The organism is Microbacterium sp. 67-17, from assembly GCF_001898325.1.
GTDB lineage: Bacteria > Actinomycetota > Actinomycetes > Actinomycetales > Microbacteriaceae > Microbacterium > Microbacterium schleiferi.
This window is the reverse complement of record NZ_MKTR01000007.1, coordinates 32,706-49,996: the sequence shown is the minus strand read 5'-3', so window position 1 is coordinate 49,996 and position 17,291 is coordinate 32,706. Positions and strand designations below refer to the sequence as shown.

20 protein-coding genes are annotated in these 17,291 nt (G+C 67.2%); 13 read left to right on the top strand and 7 right to left on the bottom strand.

Features of this window, described 5'->3' with window-relative positions; all coding sequences use genetic code 11:
- Positions 1-29: 29 nt before the first annotated feature.
- Genes BGO47_RS03085 through BGO47_RS03060 form a run of 6 tightly spaced genes read left to right on the top strand, consistent with a single transcriptional unit; the run spans position 30 to position 6,615 of the window.
- Positions 30-815: an NUDIX domain-containing protein gene (locus tag BGO47_RS03085; protein ID WP_292708462.1), complete on the top strand. Its 786-nt coding sequence runs from the start codon at positions 30-32 to the stop codon at positions 813-815.
- On the top strand, positions 812-2,161 hold the full coding sequence (gene nadA, locus BGO47_RS03080) for a quinolinate synthase NadA (RefSeq protein WP_292708460.1): 1,350 nt from the start codon (positions 812-814) through the stop codon (positions 2,159-2,161). Before BGO47_RS03085 ends, nadA begins: the two co-directional genes overlap by 4 nt.
- Positions 2,158-3,717: an L-aspartate oxidase gene (gene nadB / locus BGO47_RS03075; protein WP_292708458.1), complete on the top strand. Its 1,560-nt coding sequence runs from the start codon at positions 2,158-2,160 to the stop codon at positions 3,715-3,717. Before nadA ends, nadB begins: the two co-directional genes overlap by 4 nt.
- The gene (gene nadC / locus BGO47_RS03070) at positions 3,717-4,586 is read left to right on the top strand and encodes a carboxylating nicotinate-nucleotide diphosphorylase (RefSeq protein WP_292708456.1); all 870 of its coding nucleotides are present in this window, start codon (positions 3,717-3,719) and stop codon (positions 4,584-4,586) included. The genes nadB and nadC overlap by 1 nt, the downstream gene beginning before the upstream one ends.
- 2 nt (positions 4,587-4,588) lie before the next feature.
- Positions 4,589-5,725 carry a cysteine desulfurase family protein gene (locus BGO47_RS03065; protein WP_292708670.1) on the top strand — a complete coding sequence of 379 codons (1,137 nt, stop codon included), beginning with the start codon at positions 4,589-4,591 and terminating at the stop codon, positions 5,723-5,725.
- Positions 5,722-6,615, top strand: coding sequence for a glycosyltransferase family 2 protein (locus BGO47_RS03060; RefSeq protein ID WP_292708455.1), 894 nt, complete (start codon positions 5,722-5,724; stop codon positions 6,613-6,615). The genes BGO47_RS03065 and BGO47_RS03060 overlap by 4 nt, the downstream gene beginning before the upstream one ends.
- 36 nt (positions 6,616-6,651) lie before the next feature.
- Here BGO47_RS03060 and BGO47_RS03055 read toward each other — a convergent pair whose 3' ends face one another.
- Positions 6,652-7,296: a DUF2461 domain-containing protein gene (locus BGO47_RS03055; protein ID WP_292708453.1), complete on the bottom strand. Its 645-nt coding sequence runs from the start codon at positions 7,294-7,296 to the stop codon at positions 6,652-6,654.
- Between the two features lie 44 nt (positions 7,297-7,340).
- Between BGO47_RS03055 and BGO47_RS03050 the strand changes: the two genes are divergently transcribed.
- From BGO47_RS03050 to BGO47_RS03030, 5 genes are all read left to right on the top strand, one after another.
- Positions 7,341-7,550: a hypothetical protein gene (locus tag BGO47_RS03050; protein WP_292708451.1), complete on the top strand. Its 210-nt coding sequence runs from the start codon at positions 7,341-7,343 to the stop codon at positions 7,548-7,550.
- A gap of 167 nt (positions 7,551-7,717) precedes the next feature.
- Positions 7,718-9,262, top strand: coding sequence for a DHA2 family efflux MFS transporter permease subunit (locus tag BGO47_RS03045; RefSeq protein WP_292708449.1), 1,545 nt, complete (start codon positions 7,718-7,720; stop codon positions 9,260-9,262).
- A 98-nt stretch (positions 9,263-9,360) separates the two neighbouring features.
- Complete coding sequence (locus BGO47_RS03040) at positions 9,361-9,909, top strand: type 1 glutamine amidotransferase domain-containing protein (protein ID WP_292708447.1); 549 nt, start codon at positions 9,361-9,363, stop codon at positions 9,907-9,909.
- Positions 9,910-9,920: 11 nt separating this feature from the next.
- Complete coding sequence (locus BGO47_RS03035) at positions 9,921-10,922, top strand: PfkB family carbohydrate kinase (RefSeq protein WP_292708445.1); 1,002 nt, start codon at positions 9,921-9,923, stop codon at positions 10,920-10,922.
- Entirely contained in the window at positions 10,919-11,665 is a 747-nt protein-coding gene (locus tag BGO47_RS03030; RefSeq protein ID WP_292708443.1) for a 5'/3'-nucleotidase SurE, read from the top strand. The genes BGO47_RS03035 and BGO47_RS03030 overlap by 4 nt, the downstream gene beginning before the upstream one ends.
- 20 nt (positions 11,666-11,685) lie before the next feature.
- On the opposite strand, the gene BGO47_RS03025 is transcribed toward BGO47_RS03030, so the two are convergent.
- From BGO47_RS03025 to BGO47_RS03015, 3 genes are read right to left on the bottom strand one after another with little or no spacing between them, the layout of a single operon-like run.
- Positions 11,686-14,079: a phosphoketolase gene (locus tag BGO47_RS03025; RefSeq protein WP_292708441.1), complete on the bottom strand. Its 2,394-nt coding sequence runs from the start codon at positions 14,077-14,079 to the stop codon at positions 11,686-11,688.
- Positions 14,045-14,299: a hypothetical protein gene (locus BGO47_RS03020; RefSeq protein WP_292708439.1), complete on the bottom strand. Its 255-nt coding sequence runs from the start codon at positions 14,297-14,299 to the stop codon at positions 14,045-14,047. Before BGO47_RS03020 ends, BGO47_RS03025 begins: the two co-directional genes overlap by 35 nt.
- Complete coding sequence (locus BGO47_RS03015; protein WP_292708437.1) at positions 14,286-14,621, bottom strand: ATP-dependent DNA ligase; 336 nt, start codon at positions 14,619-14,621, stop codon at positions 14,286-14,288. The genes BGO47_RS03020 and BGO47_RS03015 overlap by 14 nt, the downstream gene beginning before the upstream one ends.
- Positions 14,622-15,072: 451 nt before the next feature.
- Here BGO47_RS03015 and BGO47_RS03010 point away from each other — a divergent pair, with 451 nt between their 5' ends.
- Together BGO47_RS03010 and BGO47_RS03005 are read left to right on the top strand one after the other, a co-directional pair.
- Positions 15,073-15,963 carry an SDR family oxidoreductase gene (locus BGO47_RS03010; protein WP_292708435.1) on the top strand — a complete coding sequence of 297 codons (891 nt, stop codon included), beginning with the start codon at positions 15,073-15,075 and terminating at the stop codon, positions 15,961-15,963.
- 70 nt (positions 15,964-16,033) lie between these two features.
- Positions 16,034-16,300, top strand: a complete 267-nt coding sequence (locus BGO47_RS03005) for a Rho termination factor N-terminal domain-containing protein (RefSeq protein WP_292708433.1) — start codon at positions 16,034-16,036, stop codon at positions 16,298-16,300.
- Here BGO47_RS03005 and BGO47_RS03000 read toward each other — a convergent pair.
- The 3 genes from BGO47_RS03000 to BGO47_RS02990 form a co-directional block, all read right to left on the bottom strand.
- Entirely contained in the window at positions 16,275-16,436 is a 162-nt protein-coding gene (locus BGO47_RS03000) for a hypothetical protein (protein WP_292708431.1), read from the bottom strand. The two genes, BGO47_RS03005 and BGO47_RS03000, sit on opposite strands and share 26 nt — an antisense overlap.
- 37 nt (positions 16,437-16,473) lie before the next feature.
- Positions 16,474-16,791 carry a hypothetical protein gene (locus BGO47_RS02995; protein WP_292708429.1) on the bottom strand — a complete coding sequence of 106 codons (318 nt, stop codon included), beginning with the start codon at positions 16,789-16,791 and terminating at the stop codon, positions 16,474-16,476.
- Positions 16,792-16,937: 146 nt separating this feature from the next.
- A complete protein-coding gene (locus BGO47_RS02990) occupies positions 16,938-17,264 on the bottom strand; it encodes an NAD(P)H-dependent oxidoreductase (protein ID WP_292708427.1) in 327 nt (108 codons plus the stop codon).
- Positions 17,265-17,291 lie beyond the last annotated feature (27 nt).

The window sequence follows — 17,291 nt, the reverse complement described above, 5'->3', positions numbered from 1 at the left end:
CTAAGATCGAGCCAGCAGTTAGAGTCACCATGACACAAACCAGCCTCGCTCCCCACACCGCACGCGCAGCATCCACGGATGCCATCCGCGTCGCGGTGTCGACCGTCATTTTCACGGTCCGACGCGACCCCGGCGACGGGTCGGGGCGCCTCATGATGCCGCTCGTGCGTCGAACCCGGGAGCCCTATGAGTGCCTGTGGGCGCTGCCCGGTGGGTGGCTCGACGCGGGCGAAGGGCTGGATGCCGCGGCCTCGCGCACCCTCGCCGAAACGACCGGCCTCACGCCGAGCTACCTGGAGCAGCTCTACGCGTTCGGAGACGTCGACCGATCCCCCACTCGCGTCGTGTCGATCGTCTATTGGGCTCTCCTGCGCGCCGACGACGTTGACGCCCAGCGCGCGGCCCACGAGGCAGCGGGCGATGCGCCCGAGAACGTCGCCTGGTTCGACGCGAACGCGCCGGGCACCCTCGCGTTCGATCACAACGAGATCGTGTCCTACGCCCTGTGGCGGCTGCGCAACAAGGTCGGGTACAGCCGTATCGCGCACGGTCTGCTCTCGGACCTGTTCACGCTGGCCGACCTTCGTGAGGTCTACGAGGCGATCCTCGATCGGCGCCTGGACCCCGCGAACTTCCGGCGTCAGGTCGAGAACTCCGGAAACCTCATCCCCACCGACCGGTTCCGCACCGGCAGCCATCGTCCCGCCCGCCTCTACCGCTACAACCAGGATGTCGAACTTGCCGACCGGGGGCCGCTGAGCGACTCCGAACCCGCTGACATCCAACCCTCCTCGCCCGAAACGAGCACCTTATGACAGCTGTCAACATCACCCTCGCCCCACGCCCCATCGATCCGTCGGTCGACCACGAGATCCACGGCATCGTCTCGGGGTCGCTCCAGGGCGAGACCTGCAACACCGAGCTTGCAGCGGCGCCGTGGCTCTTCGACACGGTGCCGGGCTACGGGCCCGGAGCATCCGAGGGTGATGTCATCCCGACCGGCGCACCCCGCCAGGGCGAGCTCCCGCGGGAGTACCGCGAGGCCACCGAAGCAGAGCTCGACACCCGAATCATCGCGGCCAAGAAGACCCTCGGCGAGCGCGTGGTCGTGCTGGGCCACTTCTACCAGCGCGAAGAGGTCGTGCGGCACGCCGACTACGTTGGCGACTCGTTCCAGCTCGCCAACGCCGCAAAGGCTCGCACGGATGCCGAAGCCATCGTGTTCTGCGGCGTGCACTTCATGGCCGAGACCGCAGACCTGCTCTCCGGGCCCGATCAGGCGGTCATCCTGCCGAACCTTGCGGCCGGATGCTCGATGGCCGATATGGCCTCGATCGACGAGGTCGAGCAGTCGTGGGAAGAGCTCGCCGACGTCTACGGCGACCTCGATACCCCGGATGCCGACGGCCTGCTGCCCGTCATCCCGGTGACATACATGAACTCCTCCGCCGCGATCAAGGGGTTCGTCGGCCGCCATCACGGGATCGTCTGCACCTCGTCAAACGCGCGGACCGTGCTGGAGTGGGCGTTCGAACGGGGCCGGCGGGTGCTGTTCTTCCCCGACCAGCACCTCGGGCGTAACACCGCGAAGGCGATGGGCGTGCCGCTCGAGCAGATGCCGATGTGGAACCCCCGCAAGCCCTTGGGCGGCAACGACGACGCGACCCTGGATGCCGCGCGCGTCATCCTGTGGCACGGGTTCTGCTCGGTCCACCGCCGCTTCTCGGTAGGCCAGATCGACAAGGCCCGCGCCGAGCATCCCGGGGTCCGTGTCATCGTGCACCCGGAGTGCCCCATGGAGGTTGTCGACGCTGCTGACGAAGCAGGCTCGACCGACTACATCCGCAAGGCGATCGAGGCCGCGACCGAGCCGACGACCTTCGCGATCGGCACCGAGGTGAACCTTGTGCAGCGCCTCGCAGCCGAGCACCCGCAGCACGAGATCTTCTGCCTCGACCCCGTCGTCTGCCCGTGCTCGACGATGTACCGCATCCACCCCGGGTACCTTGCCTGGGTGCTGGAGTCGCTCGTTGCAGGCGACGTCGTCAACCGCATCACGGTTCCCGCCGACGTCGCCGACCCCGCCCGCATCGCCCTCGAGCGGATGCTGGCAGCCAAGCCCCCGGCAGCCCCGGCTGCCGCCTGGGAGCAGGCGTCATGACCAACGCAGCGCGCGTGATCGTCGTCGGCAGCGGGATCGCCGGCCTCACTGTTGCGCTTCACGCTGCAGCAAACGGATGCCGTGTGACAGTGGTCACCAAGGACGTCCTGGAGCACGCCAACACGCGCTACGCGCAGGGCGGCATCGCCGGAGTCATGTTCCCCGATGACCGGGTCGAAGACCACATCCACGACACCCTGGTCGCCGGCGCCGGGCTCGGCGATGAGGCAGCGGTGCGGGTGCTCGCGACAGAGGGGCCGGAGCGGATCCGGGAGCTTGTCGCGCTCGGCGTCGCGTTCGATCGCGACGAGCACGGTGAGTTCCGAAAGGGCCTCGAGGCCGCGCACTCCTACCCCCGCATCCTGCACTCGGGCGGCGACGCTACCGGAACCGAGATCGAACGGGCGCTCGTCGCCGCCGTCCGCGCGACTGCGGCGACGGTCATCGAGCACGCGTTCCTCGTCGACCTCATCGTCGAGGAGGGTCGGGTGCGCGGCATCCGGATCCTGCGCGACGCCCGAGGCGACCACACCGGAACGCCCGACGAGCTGCGGTCCGATGCCGTTGTCCTGGCAACGGGAGGCATCGGCGAGCTGTTCGCGCACTCGACGAATCCCGCGGTAGCGACCGGCGATGGGATCGCTGCGGCGATTCGAGCGGGAGCCGCCGTCGCTGATCTCGAGTTCGTGCAGTTCCACCCGACGGTCCTCGCGGCCGGTGACGCGTTCCTGGTCTCCGAGGCCGTGCGCGGCGAGGGCGCGACGCTCATCGACGAGGACGGTCACCGCTTCGTCTTCGACGACCACCCCGATGGAGAGCTCGCGCCGCGGGATGTCGTCGCCCGCGCGATAGCCCGGGTCATGAGGCAACAGGACGGCCGCCCCGTGCTGCTCGATGCCACCGCCATCCCCGCGACCGACGCTGATGCCCGCGCGGCGTGGCTGCGCGAGCGCTTCCCGACGATCGACGCTGCGATGCGCGAGCGCGGCCTGGATTGGGCACGCGTTCCCGTGCCGGTGACGCCTGCCGCCCACTACCTCATGGGTGGCATCGTCACCGACCTCAAGGGGCGCTCCTCGCTTCCCGGGCTCTACGCCGTCGGCGAGACAGCCCGCACCGGAGTCCACGGGGCGAACCGTCTCGCGTCGAACTCGCTCCTCGAGGGCGCCGTGTTCGGCGCCCGCGCCGGAGATGCGATCGCATCGGATGCCGCATCCGGCTCGTGGGCGACTGACGCCCGCGAGAACATCAGCCCTGTTCCCGCCGCGGGCGTGATGGCAAGCCCAGCGGTCCCCTCGCCGACCTTCTCGCGGGCCACGCTGCAAAACCTCATGTGGGAGGACGCGTCGCTGGTGCGAGACGAAGAGGGTCTCGCCCGTGCCGCCAGCGTCATCGCCGGCTGGCGAGCGCAGGCGCGATCGCCGCAGACCGAACGCGAGTACGAGGACGAGAACCTGCTGCTGGTCGCCGAGCACGTCGTGGCAGCTGCCCGCGCCCGGACATCGTCGGCCGGTGCCCACTTCCGACGCGACGCCGAGCTCGCGGCGGTGCGCTGATGCTGACCCGAGCCGAGATCGACCGGGTTGTGTCTGCGGCCCTGGCCGAAGACGCACCGTGGGGTGACGTGACGGCGCAGGCCTTCGTCCCGGCATCCGCCCGCGCCCGCGCCGAGCTCGTCGCGAGGGAGCCCGGAACCTTCAGCGGCGGAGACGTGTTCGCGGCAGCCTTCGCGCTGACGGATGCCGCTATCACCGTGACCGTGCACCGAGCCGACGGGGAGACGTTCTCGGCAGGCGACGTGCTCGCCACCGTCGAGGGGCCCGCCCGCGGCGTTCTCACCGCCGAGCGCGTCGGACTCAACTTCGCCCAGCGGATGTCGGGAATCGCCACCCTCACCTCCCGCTATGTCGAGGCGGCCGCGGGAACCGGCGCACGAATTGCAGACACCCGCAAGACGACCCCGGGCCTGCGCGCGTTCGAACGCCACGCGGTGCGCAGCGGCGGCGGCCACAACCATCGGCATTCCCTCTCGGATGCCGTGATGGTCAAAGACAATCACCTCGCTGTCCTGGCAGCTTCGGGTGCCTCCACCACGGAGGCGCTCCGCACCGGGATCGCAAGCATTCCCCATACGATGCGTGTCGAGGTGGAGGTCGACCGTGTCGATCAGATTCCCGCGGTGCTCGCGGCAGGGGTCGACATCATCATGCTCGACAACTTCTCGCTCGACGAGCTTCGCGCCGGAGTCGAGCTGATCGCGGGCCGGGCCATCGTCGAGGCATCCGGTGGCGTCGGTCTCGACACCGTCGGGGCGATCGCTGCGACCGGTGTCGATGTGGTCTCGGTCGGAGCCTTGACGCACTCTGCCCCCGCGATCGACCTGGGCCTGGACATCCAGATCGAGTCGGGTACCGGCGGGTCGTGAGCATCAGTTACCTCGACAACGCCGCGACCACTCCGGTGCGCCGGGAGGTGCTGGAGGCGATGACTCCGTACCTCACGACGCACTTCGGCAACCCGTCGAGCCACCACACCATCGGCGAGCAGGCAGCTCATGCCCTCGCCGACGCCCGGAATCGGGTCGCCGCCGTCCTCGGCATGCGGGCCACCGACGTGATCTTCACCTCTGGTGCGACCGAGGCGAACAACCTCGCGATCAAGGGCGTCGCGATAGCCGCGCAGCAGCGATGCGGCGCCCGGCACGTGGTGACCACCCCGATCGAGCACGAGTCGGTGCTTGCCTCGATCGACTACCTGACGCGCATCCACGGGTTCGAAGCGACTCTCGTGCCGGTGGACACGACGGGACTCGTTGATCCGGATGCCGTGGCTGCAGCCATCCGCGACGACACCGCGATCGTCAGCGTCGGCTATGCCAATAACGAGATCGGCACGGTTCAGGACGTCACGGGTCTGGTCGCCGCCGTCGCCGGGAGGGTGCCCCTGCACCTGGATGCCGTCCAGGCGGCAGGATGGCTGCCGCTTCGCGGCCTCGGTGCCGACGCGCTCTCGATTGCCGGCCACAAGATCGGCACCCCCAAGGGCATCGGTGTGCTCGGCATACGGTCCCGCATCCCCCTGGAGCCCGTGCTGCACGGCGGCGGACAGGAGCGGGAGCGGCGCAGCGGCACCGAGAACGTCGCCGGAGCCGTCGGCCTCGCGCGCGCACTCGAGCTCGCGGAGGCAGAGCGTAGCGACGCTGCCGAGCGCGTGGCTGCCCTGCGTGACGACCTGATCGCGGGAGTGCTCGAGCGGGTGCCGATCGCACAGCTCACCGGGCATCCGGAGTACCGCCTTCCCGGGACGGCAAGTTTCACCTTCGCGGGAGTTAACGGCGAGACCGTGCTGCTCGAGCTCGAGCGGCGGGGCATGGTCACCTCGAGCGGGTCAGCCTGCGCGGCCGGGAGCGACGAAGCCTCACACGTGCTGCTCGCTCTGGGTGTCGAGCCCGACGAAGCCCGCACCGCGGTTCGCGTGACGCTCGGCCACAGCGCCACCGGCTCGGTCGCGCCGATCATCGACGCCATCGAGGCAGCTGTTGCCGCCGTAGGATCCGGGGTATGACAGACCCGGCGATCACCGTCATCGTTCCCGGTCTGGATGTCGCACCCTACGTGCCGGCGGCGCTCGACTCCCTCCGAAACCAGACCCGCGGCGACTGGTGTGCGATCCTCATCGACGACGGCTCGGCGGATGAGACCGGTGAGCTCTTCGAGCGCGCCGCTGCACACGATGAACGGTTCCGCGTCATGAGGCTGCCCCGCACGCGGGGACTGGGGGCGGCGCGGAACGCCGGACTGGATCTTGTCACCACGCCCTTCGTGGGGTTCCTGGACGCTGACGACGAGTTCACCCCGTCAGCCCTCGAACGCATGATCGGGAGGCTCGAGCGCACGCGAAGCGATTTCGTCATCGGCGCCTATACGCGGCTGCGGCCCCAGCCCGACGGCTCGTATCTCGACGGTCCAATACAGCCGTGGGTTGCCGCGGTAACAGCACCCGAACGCCACGGGGTGACGCTGGACGAGCATCCGGCGGCGACCGGAAGCATCGTCGCGTGGGCGAAGGTGAGCCGGGCCCGGGTGTGGGATGAGCTGCGATTTCCCGAGGGTCGGCTGTACGAGGATCAGGTCATCGCTCAGCGGATGCTCGTGTCGGCATCCGCCTTCGACACGATCCCCGACGTCGTCGTGCGGTGGCGAATGCGGCCGGACGGATCCTCAATCACGCAGCGTGAGTCCGAACTCGCCGTGCTGCACGACTGCCTGGACGCGATGGCAGAAGGGCTCGACGTGCTCGCCGGCCACGAGGAAGCGCTCCGCGCCCGGATCGACCTCATCCGTGACATGGATGTGCCTCGACTGCGCTCGATCGCCGAGAGCCACCCCGACCCTCGCTATCGAGAAGCGTTGGACGCCTTCGAGGCACGCCTGGAGGACGGCCGCTCCCGCTGACACCCGCAATCGGGAGGATGGCGCGCGCTGCTCTCGTCAGCGGACCTCAGGGTCTATCGCGATATTCGCGTGCAACCAGTCGCACCACACCGACACGACGTGCCAAGCTGCACGGATCTCATCCAGAGCATCCGGCGTCCACATCCAGTCGTCGGGCTGCTCTTCGCGACCGACCGCGAGGTGGCGAAGCCGCAGCAGGTCGATGCGGGGGTGATCGGCAGAGAACCCCCGAGGTGCGGTGCGCAGCTCGTCATCGCGCATCGGCTCGAAGCCGGCAGCGCGAACCTCGGCGAGGGTGGCCTCGAGATCGGGCGCCGTCCGGGCCTCATCGACGAGAGACCGGAAGGCCGCCAGCTGTGGGGGCGTCGGCTGATACATCCCGCCGCCGATCAACAGGCCGGATGCCGAGAGCTGCAGGTAGTGCGCGGCTGATGCGCGAGTGACCAGGCCGATCTGGAGCTTGTAGGGCGACTTATCGGCGCTGAAGCGCACGTCACGGTACGGGCGGAAGATCTTCACGGGGCCGAACTCCGGCTCGAGCTCCTCGGCGAGCGCCTCAAACGGACCAGCGACGTTCTCGGTGAAGCGCGACTTCTGGCTCTGCCACCACTCCTTGGTGTTGTTGACCGCCAACTCGTCGAAGAAGGCGAGGGCGTCAGGATTCAGGCCGTCGAAGCTCACGCCTGGAGCATAACGCCGGGCAGTGACACCGGTAGGCTGTGAGCATGACTGCGAACGATGGCGCCGGCACTGGACACGAAGACCTGGACGCGCTTCGCAAGGAGATCGACGATCTGAAGTCGATCCCCGAGGAGCAGCTGATCTCCCCCACACCGGCCGACCTGCTCGATCGGGAGCCCACGCCGCACCCGACCAATGCGATCGGGTCCGAGCAGTGGGACAAGTCGGTGGACGAAGAGACTCTCGACGACTGAGTCTGGCTCCGACCGGGAGTAGTTTCTTCCACCTCACGGGAATCGAATGTCGGTTCCCGCCGTTATGGTGAACGTCGCCACCTCGCGTGGCTCTCGTGCGCCTGCTCTCGGCGTCCCCTCCCCTTTTCGTCTCCGACGACACGCGCCCTGATAGTGAGGACCCGCCCGTGGCAGCGAGCAATGTAAACCCGCAGACCGGCTCGATCCCGGTCATCCCCGCCGGCCCCGACGCCGCGACTCCGGTCCCGGGTCTGAACCTGCGCCCCGAGGAGAGCCGGATTATCTGGCTCCTGCTGTCTGCGGCTTTCGTCGCGATCCTCAACGAGACCACAATGGGCGTCGCGATCCCCCACCTCATCGTGGATCTCGGCATCACCGCGGTGGCTGCCCAGTGGCTGACCACGGCATTCATGCTCACGATGGCGGTCGTCATCCCGATCAGCGGCTTCCTCCTGCAGCGCTTCACGACCCGGCAGGTCTTCCTCGCAGCGATGACGCTCTTCTCGACCGGAACAGCCGTGGCCTTCATTGCGCCCGGCTTCGAGATCCTCCTCGTCGCCCGCGTCATCCAGGCCTCGGGCACCGCGATCATGATGCCGCTGCTCATGACGACGCTCATGACCATCGTGCCGCCGCATGCGCGTGGCCGCATGATGGGACGAGTCAGCATTGTCATCGCGCTCGCTCCGGCGATCGGCCCGTCGCTGTCGGGACTCATCCTCGACTCCCTGGGGTGGCACTGGATCTTCGGCATCGTCCTGCCGATCGCAATCGCCGCTCTCGTTGCCGGCGCGATCTGGATCCGCAATCTCGGCGAGACCACCCGCGCACCGATCGATGTGCTGTCTGTGATCCTGTCGGCGTTCGGATTCGGTGGCCTCGTCTATGGCCTGAGCCAGATCGGTGGCGCGGCTAGTCACGGCGGATCGCAGACCGACGCCGCAGCTGAAGCCGGGTCCACGATGACCCTGGTGATTGCGATCGCGGTGGGCGTTGTCGCGCTCGCGCTGTTCGTGTGGCGTCAGCTCGTGCTGCAACGCAAGGATGACGCGCTGATGGATCTCCGCGTGTTCCGTTCCCTGAACTTCTCCCTGTCGATCGCTCAGATGGGCGTCCTCTCGATGGCGTTCTTCGGGGCGATCACGGTGCTTCCGCTCTACCTCAGCCAGGCTGTGGGCGCGACGGCGCTGGAAAGTGGTCTCCTGCTGCTGCCGGGCTCGCTCGCGATGGGCTTCGCGGGGCCGATCGTGGGCCGCATCTACGACGCCTCGGGCACCCGCGTGCTGCTGGTTCCCGGTGCGATTCTCGCCGTCGCATCTCTCTGGGCGTACGCGAGCTACGGCGCCGACACTTCCATCTGGGTCATCCTCGTCACGCAGATCGTGCTGTCGCTGGGTCTCGCGCTCTCGTTCACGCCCTTGTTCACGGCGTCGCTCGCCTCGCTCCAGCCGCGCTTCTACTCCTATGGATCGGCGGTTCTTGGAACCGTGCAGCAGGTGGCGGGAGCTGCTGGTGTGGCTGTCATGGTCACGACGATGTCCGCGATTGCGGCCTCTGCCGTCGAAGCGGGACTGCCGGTCAACGAGGCAGCAGCCGCGGGCGCGCGCGGCGCGTTCCTGGTCTCGGCGATCGTGGCGCTGCCGATCCTGGTCGGGGCCTTCATCATCCGGAAGCCTGCAGATCAGCCTGAAGGCGTCGTCCCCGCCCACTGAGCCCTAGCGAGCGAGTCTCCTACGTGCGAAGCCCCTGGCCCCGAGGTCAGGGGCTTCGTACCGTCACTGTACGCACACACGTATGAGGGAGGACCACCATGTCGCATCTCACGGGCAAAACCGTCGCATTCCTGGTCACGGATGGCTTCGAAGACAGCGAACTGACCTCACCCTGGGAGGCCGTGACCTCGCACGGGGCACAGGCCCGCCTCGTCTCCCCCGCAGGCGACAGCGTCACGGGCAAGAACGGCCACCAGCAGAGCGTGGACATCGATAGTTCCGTCGCGAACGCTGCCGAGTTCGACGCCCTCGTCCTGCCCGGCGGCGTCGTCAACGCCGATCACTTGCGCATGGATGCCGCATCGTGCGGTTTCGCGCGCGATTTCTTCGAACAGCACAAGCCTGTGGGCGTGATCTGCCACGGCGCATGGACGCTGATCGAGGCGAACGTCGTCGAAGGTCGCACCCTGACCAGCTATCCGAGCCTGCAAACCGACCTGCGAAACGCGGGAGCGAACTGGGTCGACGAACAAGTCGTCGTCGATCAGGGTCTCGTCTCGAGCCGCACGCCCGATGACCTTCCCGCCTTCAACGACAAGCTCGTCGAGGAGATCGGCGAGGGTCGCCACGAGGGCCAGACGGCCTGAGGAGCACCTCGGTGAACAGCGCGACGGTGTTCGCACCGTCCCCGACTCTGACGGTCACGATAGAGAGTCATCCCTCCGGGGACGATGTCCACCTGCATGCCGGCGGTCAAGGGGTCTGGCAGGCACGGATGCTCACATTGCTCGGCGTCGATGTGACACTGTGCGCGCTGCTGAGCGGCGAGAGTGGACTCGTCATCCGGACCCTCCTTGAACGGGAGGGAATCACGATCGAGGCCATCGAACGCGGCGACCGCGGCTCCGCCTACATTCACGATCGCCGGGATGGGGAGCGCCGCACGATTGCTGAGCAGCGGGCAACAACCCCGGGCCGGCACGAAATGGACGAACTGTACTCGCTGACCCTCAGCCGGGGAATCGACTCGGGCCTCGTTGTTCTCAGCGGTCCAGCTCATGACGAGATTCCCGTAGAGATCTACCATCGTCTGGCCTCGGACCTGCGCCGCGGCGGAGCGACGGTCGTGGTGGATCTTGCCAGTGAACGCCTGGATGCCGCGCTGCGCGGTGGCGTGAGCATCCTGAAGCTTAGCGATGAGGAGCTTGCCGCCGATGAGGGCGAGGGATCGACCGCTGATCTGGCGGAGCGAATGAGTGAACTGCGCTCGCGAGGGGCGGAGACGGTGATCCTCACGCGGGCAAGTCAGCCGGCGTTGCTGCTGGATGCCGAGGGCCTCGCCGAGATCTCTGTGCCGCGGTTCGAGATCGCCGACCATCGCGGTGCCGGCGACTCGCTGACGGCCGGGGTCGTCGCGGGGATCGCGCGTGGCGAGACTGTTCGCGAAGCCGTGACGCTGGGCGCTGCAGCGGGGGCGCTTAACGTCACGAGGCACGGCTTAGGCACGGGCCACCGTGATGCGATCGAGGGGCTCCGCGCCCAGGTGAGCCTTCGTGTCGTGGAGTCGGCGGCAACTCCTGCCGATGGCCGCGTCACACCCGATGACCTCGCCGCCATGACAACTCCGGAGGAGACCGGAAGGGGCCGAGAAACCCCATGACCCGCATCTTGATCACCAACGATGACGGAATCGAGGCGGACGGTCTCGCTCCGCTGGCGCGTCGGTTTCATCGAGCGGGGTTCGACCCGGTGATCGCCGCGCCTGCAGCGCAGTCGAGCGGATCGAGCGCCTCGATCATGGCGTCGCAGTCTGACGGGCGGATCCGCGTGGAGCGACGTGAGGTCGCTGATGCGGCTGGCGTGCCCGCGCACGCGGTGCACGCTGGACCGGGCTTGATCGCGCTCATCGCAGCGCGTGGCGCCTTCGGCGAGCCGCCGGACGTCGTCATTTCGGGCATCAACCACGGCGCCAACGTCGGTCGCGCGATCGTGCACTCGGGAACAGTGGGTGCGGCGCTCACGGGGGGTCTGCACGGCGCCCGCGCGATCGCTGTGTCACTCGATGTCGGCTTCGCGCCAGGGACGTTCTGGTGGGAGAGCGCCGTCGAGGTGGTCGATGAGCTGCTGTCGTACCTCATGGCCGAGACGGCAGGCACGATCTTGAATGTCAACGTCCCGAACATCGAGCATCCTCGCGGGATCGTCGAGGCAGAGCTTGCTCCGTTCGGGATCGTTCAGACTACGTTGGCCGAGCGGGACGAGCACCACATCAGTCTTGCCGTCGAGGACCTTCCGAACCGGCCCGAGCCCGGTACGGACGCGGCGCTTCTGGCAGACGGATGGGTGACGGTGACCAGTATCGCTTCGGTCTCGGGCGTGCCTCTGAGCCGCGCGCTAGCCTGATCGCCTCTCACCCGTCCCGCTCACGCGAGCGCGGGGTGATCGACACCGAAGCGGTGCAGGTGGTCTGCCGCATGCTCCCGCCGACTCGCCAGGACTGCGAGCGCCTCGGCTCGTTCTCGCTCACCCATGCGGCACCGCTTGAGGACGTCAGCCGCGAGGGTGAACCGATCGATCTCATTCTGAAGCAGCATGTCGAACGGCGTCGTGGTCGATCCTCGCTCGTGATAGCCGCGCACCGTCACGTCGGCTGTGAGCGGTCGATCGAAGAGCAACTCCTTGATGAGGTGCGGGTATCCGTGGAAGACGAAGACGAGAGGCACTCCCACGCCGAACAGGGTCGCGAACGCGTCATCGTCAAGGCTCTGCGGCTCCCCCGCGCGCAGGCGCAGCAGATCGACGATGGTGACCACGCGGATGCGCGCGAATGGCGCCAGCTCGCGCACCAGCGCACGTGCGGCATCCGCTTCCTGGGTCGGTACATCCCCCGAGCAGGCCAGAACGATGTCGGGCTGGTCGTGCTGGCCTGTTCCGTCGTCGACGCTACCCGCTCCCGGCAGGATGCCGGCGCCATCGGCGACGATCCGGCGGGCGGCGTCGAGGGAGAACCACTGCTTTTCGGGCTGCTTGCCCGCCACCACGACGTTGATCCGGCCGGATTCGGTGAAGGCGCGCTCCATCGTGACCAGGAGCGTGTTCGCGTCGGGGGGAAGCGAGAGCCTGACGATGTCAGAGCTCTTGCGCGCGGCAAGGTCCAGGAAGCCCGGGTCCTGATGGGTGAAGCCGTTGTGATCCTGGCGCCAGACATGGCTCGACAGGAGGTAGGTGAAGCTTGCCAGCTCAGCGCGCCACGGATAGGTGGCGGCGGCTTCCAGCCACTTTGCGTACTGATTGAACATCGAGTCGACGACGTGGACGAACGCCTCGTACGAGGTGAACAGTCCGTGTCGCCCGGTGAGCACATATCCCTCGAGCCATCCCTGGCACAGGTGCTCACTGAGGACCTCCATCACTCGGCCCTGCGTGGCCAGATCTTCGTCGACGCTGCGCTGCTGCTGGTTCCACTGCCTTGCGGTGGCGGGGAGAACGCCCTGCGCAAGCCGATTGGACCGGAGTTCGTCGGCTGCGAATATGCGCAGGTCTCGCGGGTTGGCCCGGACGAGTTCTCCGAGCCACTCCCCGAACACTGTGGTCGCCGATTCATTGGAGGCTCGGTCGATGTTCTCAACAGTCTCACCCGCCAACTCCGGGATCACCAGGTCTCGCCGGCGGAGCCCTCCGTTCGCGCGGGAAGATCCACTCATGGTGACTTCCATCGGCTCCGGGACCAGATCCCGCACCTCTCGCGTGGGGACCCCGCGTTCATCGAAGAGATCGTCGGGGCGGTAGGAGCGGAGCCATCGTTCCACCTGCGCCAGGCGCTCCGGAGAGGACGCGACGTCCTCAAGCGGGACCTGGTGCGACCGCCACGTTCCCTCGACAGGCTCACCGTCAACTTCCTCGGGGCCGGTCCAACCCTTGCGGCTGCGGAGCACGATCATGGGCCACCGTGGGGACTGCGCGGCCTCGGGCACTTCCGCGCCGCGCGCCCGACGCTGAATCTGCGCGATCAGGTCGAACGCGCGGTCCATCGCGTGCGCCATGACGCTGTGAATCTCGATCGGATCGGTCGCGTCGCGAAGGTCCACGATGATCGGGTCATGTCCGTGACCACTCATGAGATCACGCAGCTGTTGCTCGGGCATCCGATCCATGACGGTGGGATTGTCGATCTTCCAGCCGTTCAGGTGCAGGATCGGCAGCACTGCGCCGTCTGTTCGAGGGTCCAAGAACGCCGCCGACTGCCAGGATGCCGACAGCGCCGCCGTCTCAGCCTCACCGTCGCCGATGACACAGGCAACGACCACGTCGGGGTCATCGAGGGCTGCACCATAGGCGTGCACCAGCGAGTAGCCGAGTTCACCGCCCTCCTGGATGGACCCCGGCACGTGGGGAGACGTGTGGCTCGGGATGCCCACGGGGGCCGAGAACCGAGAGAAGAGCTCCCGCATGCCGTCCTTGCTGCGCGGCATGTCCGGATAGGTCGCACTCCAGGGCCCCTCCAGCCAGCTGACCGCATTCATTGCAGGACCTCCATGGCCGGGCCCGGCGATGAAGAGCATCGGGATGCCGCGCTCGGCGATCACCCGGTTCAGGTGCCCGTAGACAAGCGTCAGTCCCGGAACCGTGCCGAAGTGCCCGAGCAGCCGGGGCTTGATGTCCTCGGGTTCGAGTGGACGTCGCAGCAGAGGGTTATCGCGCAGGTAGATCTGTCCGACGCTCAGGTAGGTGGCCGCCCGCCACCACGCATCGAGGCTGACGAGGGCATCCTTCCCGGTTTGCTCAGTGATCGCCGTCAGAACTCCACTGGCCGTCACCCGCGACCTCGACACCGTCGTCCGGCACCGGCACAAGCGCGATGGGTACGCCCGGGGAGAGCAGCAGATACGCCTCCCGGCGCATCCCCTCGCCGTCGTTGACTCGAAGCCAGCTCGGTCCGTCCGTGGTCCCATCCATGACCTCCTGACGAACCTCATCGAACTCGCGGCCGCCGACGCTGTAGAGCTCGCCGCCGTAAACGATGTCAATGCGCTTCATTGTTACCTCCGGACACCGGGTCACCTTCTCTGGGTTCGGGCACCACGTATAGGCCGGATGGGGAGTTCGCCGTGTAGGCGAGAGCTTCGACCCAGGCCATGTTGAGCTGCGGACGCCTGCCGCCGTAGAACTTGTAGACGAGCGAGCACCGGGGGTGGACCCAGACCGTCGTGCGCCCGTTTCCGATGCTCGCGTCATCCTTCCACGTGAAGTGAAAGGCCTCGTTCCGCCTCAACTTGGTTCCGATGACCACCTGGAGGTGAGCCAACGTGCGGTCGTCGAAATCGACCTTGACGTTTCCGTCGTAGATGAACTTTCCCATTCCGCTCCTTCTCCCGAATGTGGATGTAGCCCGAATCATCGGGGACATCCCGTGGTGCGGATCCCATGAACCTTCGCACGCCGAGCCCGGATGCACGAGGGTATTGACCTCGACCCCTGGGACCCCCTATGGCACCGTTCGGACCACCTTGTTCCCCGCAGGCGATGGCACGCTCCTGGTCAGCGCGCAACCCCTGATCTGCTCGACCCACCCCGGCATACCGTCACGACACGGGGAGGTCTCATGCCCGATTCTAGACGGTCGGCGTCGCCAGCCCAGGTGGCGCGGACCGTCAAATGCGCCGTCGCGATTGCCGGGCAGGCCATGTACCGATGGCTGCTCGCGAGCATGCTCTTCGGTCGGCCGGTGCTGCCCCGGTAGGCCCGTACCCCCGCCGCGACGGATGGTCAAGTCCCTCGGGTTCCCGCGGGGCCCGCCTTATCGTCACTGCATGACTTCGAACGATGCAACCCAGGACCCTCGGACCGCACACACCACCGACGATTTCCCCGAGCAGAAGCAGCAGCAGCCGGGGCTGGAGACCGAGATGACCCCGACGCCGGATCATGGCGAGGAGTCGTATATCGGACACGGACGGCTCGTCGGGCGGCGGACCCTGATCACCGGGGGCGACTCGGGAATCGGCAGGGCTGTCGCTATCGCCTTTGCGCGCGAGGGCGCTGACGTCGCCATCGCGTCGCTGCCGGAAGAGCACGAGGATGCCGAAAAGACCGTGGCGCTCGTTCGCGATGCGGGGGTTCGCGCGGCTTCGTTCAGCGGTGACGTTCGCGACGAGGGTTTCGCCGAGAAGATCGTCACCGATACGGTGGCCGAATTCGGCGGGATCGACATCCTGGTCTTAAACGCCGCCTACCAGCGCGACCGCGACAGTCTTGCCGAGCTCGAAACCGCCGAGTTCGACCGGACGTTCCGCACGAATTTGTACGGCTTGCTCTTCTCGGCGCGCGCCGCCATGGAGCACTTGGATGCTGGTTCGACCATCATCGTGACGTCGTCGATTCAAGCCTTCGACCCCTCGCCGGGCCTGCTTGACTACGCGATGACCAAAGCGGCCCAGGTAGCTTTCGTTCGCGCCATGGCGCAGGACCTCGGGCCCCGCGGCATCCGGGTCAACGCCGTCGCACCGGGTCCCATCTGGACCCCGCTCATCCCCGCGACGGACTTCGATGAGGAAAAGCTCACGACCTTCGGCAGCGACACCCCGCTCGGTCGCGCCGGCCAGCCCGCGGAACTTGCGGGCATGTACGTCTATCTCGCAAGTGACGAGGCCTCATACGTCTCGGGCGGCGTCTTCCCGGTCACGGGAGGACGCGCGCTCTAGCAGACCGCCGCGCCTTTCCCACTCCATCGGCCATTCGTGGCTCAGACGGCCACCGACAAAAGAAGGAACCATGCCTGGACGCCGGAACTCGAGTCTGAAGGACCCAGAGCTGTACGAGGAGCTGCGCGATGACGGAGCGTCGAAAGAGAAGGCGGCGCGCATCTCCAACGCCGCTGCCAATCGCGGGCGATCGAGCGTCGGCCGCAAGGGCGGTGAGTCGGGCAGCTACGACGAATGGACCGTCGACGAGCTCAAGAAGCGCGCGAAGGAACTGGGCCTGAGTGGCTACTCATCGATGCGCAAAAAGGAGCTCATCGACGCGCTGCGGAACCACTGAGGTTCGGCACCACCTTCACGACCGCGCCCAGCACGGCGGCCAACAGCGAGACGAGTTCCGTCACGAGGATGCCGAGCACCGTGGTGATCGCGGCGATCACTGCTGCCCAGATTCCGGCGGTTCGCAGAGCCTTCATGGGGCCAGGGTAACCCTTGTTAGCGTGCGGTGCAGGACTAAAGTTCGAGGGGCCATGGCTCATCTGGGGCCCCGCCCCGCACTCCCTCAAGCTGTCGGGTCCGCCGCTGAATCTCGTCGAGCGCCGCGGGGTCGGGGTCGATGGTGATCCCGCCCGCGACTGACTCGATGACGAGGGCGGCAGCCTCATTCAGAAGCAGAGTCGCGGTGACCGGGTTGCCCTCCGCACTCACGGCGGGAACTGTGACAGCATCCGCGGAACGGTGCTCGCTGAGCACACGGGCGTAATCGATCAGGGCAGCGGCAGTGTCGTCGTGCATGAAGAGCGACCTACCGGCATAGTGCACTTGCTTCATCTGGAGAACGTACCTTCCGTGGATTGCGACGTACGAGACCGTTGACAGGTGCGGGCTCTGGTCCTAGGTATGGCGGGCGCGCCATCCTCGTTTCCCGTGACGACCACGACTGCCACCTTGCCAGCTAGCAGCGCCCGACCTTCCTCCTACGTCTTCGAAATCTCGGCGTCCAGCCGCTCGATCACCCGCTGGGCGACGCTGGAGAGATGTCCGACCCAGGTCGCAGTCGCGAACACGAGAATGTCGGAATCCAGGATCTGCTGGCGGACCTGCGGCCATTGGTCACCGTCACCCATGTCGGCTTGCACGCCGGGACGGCTACCGAGATCGACCACACGCACCGCGGTGCCGGCGACGCCGTGACCCTTGAGGTCGACGAGCACGAGGTCGACGAGCTCTTGGGTGCTGGATTCGGCAGGCGACGGCTTGAGCGTGCCGTTCAGCGCGATCGCACGCAGGGGCGTATCAACCATGGGCGCAGTCAAACGGCCTCTGCCAGC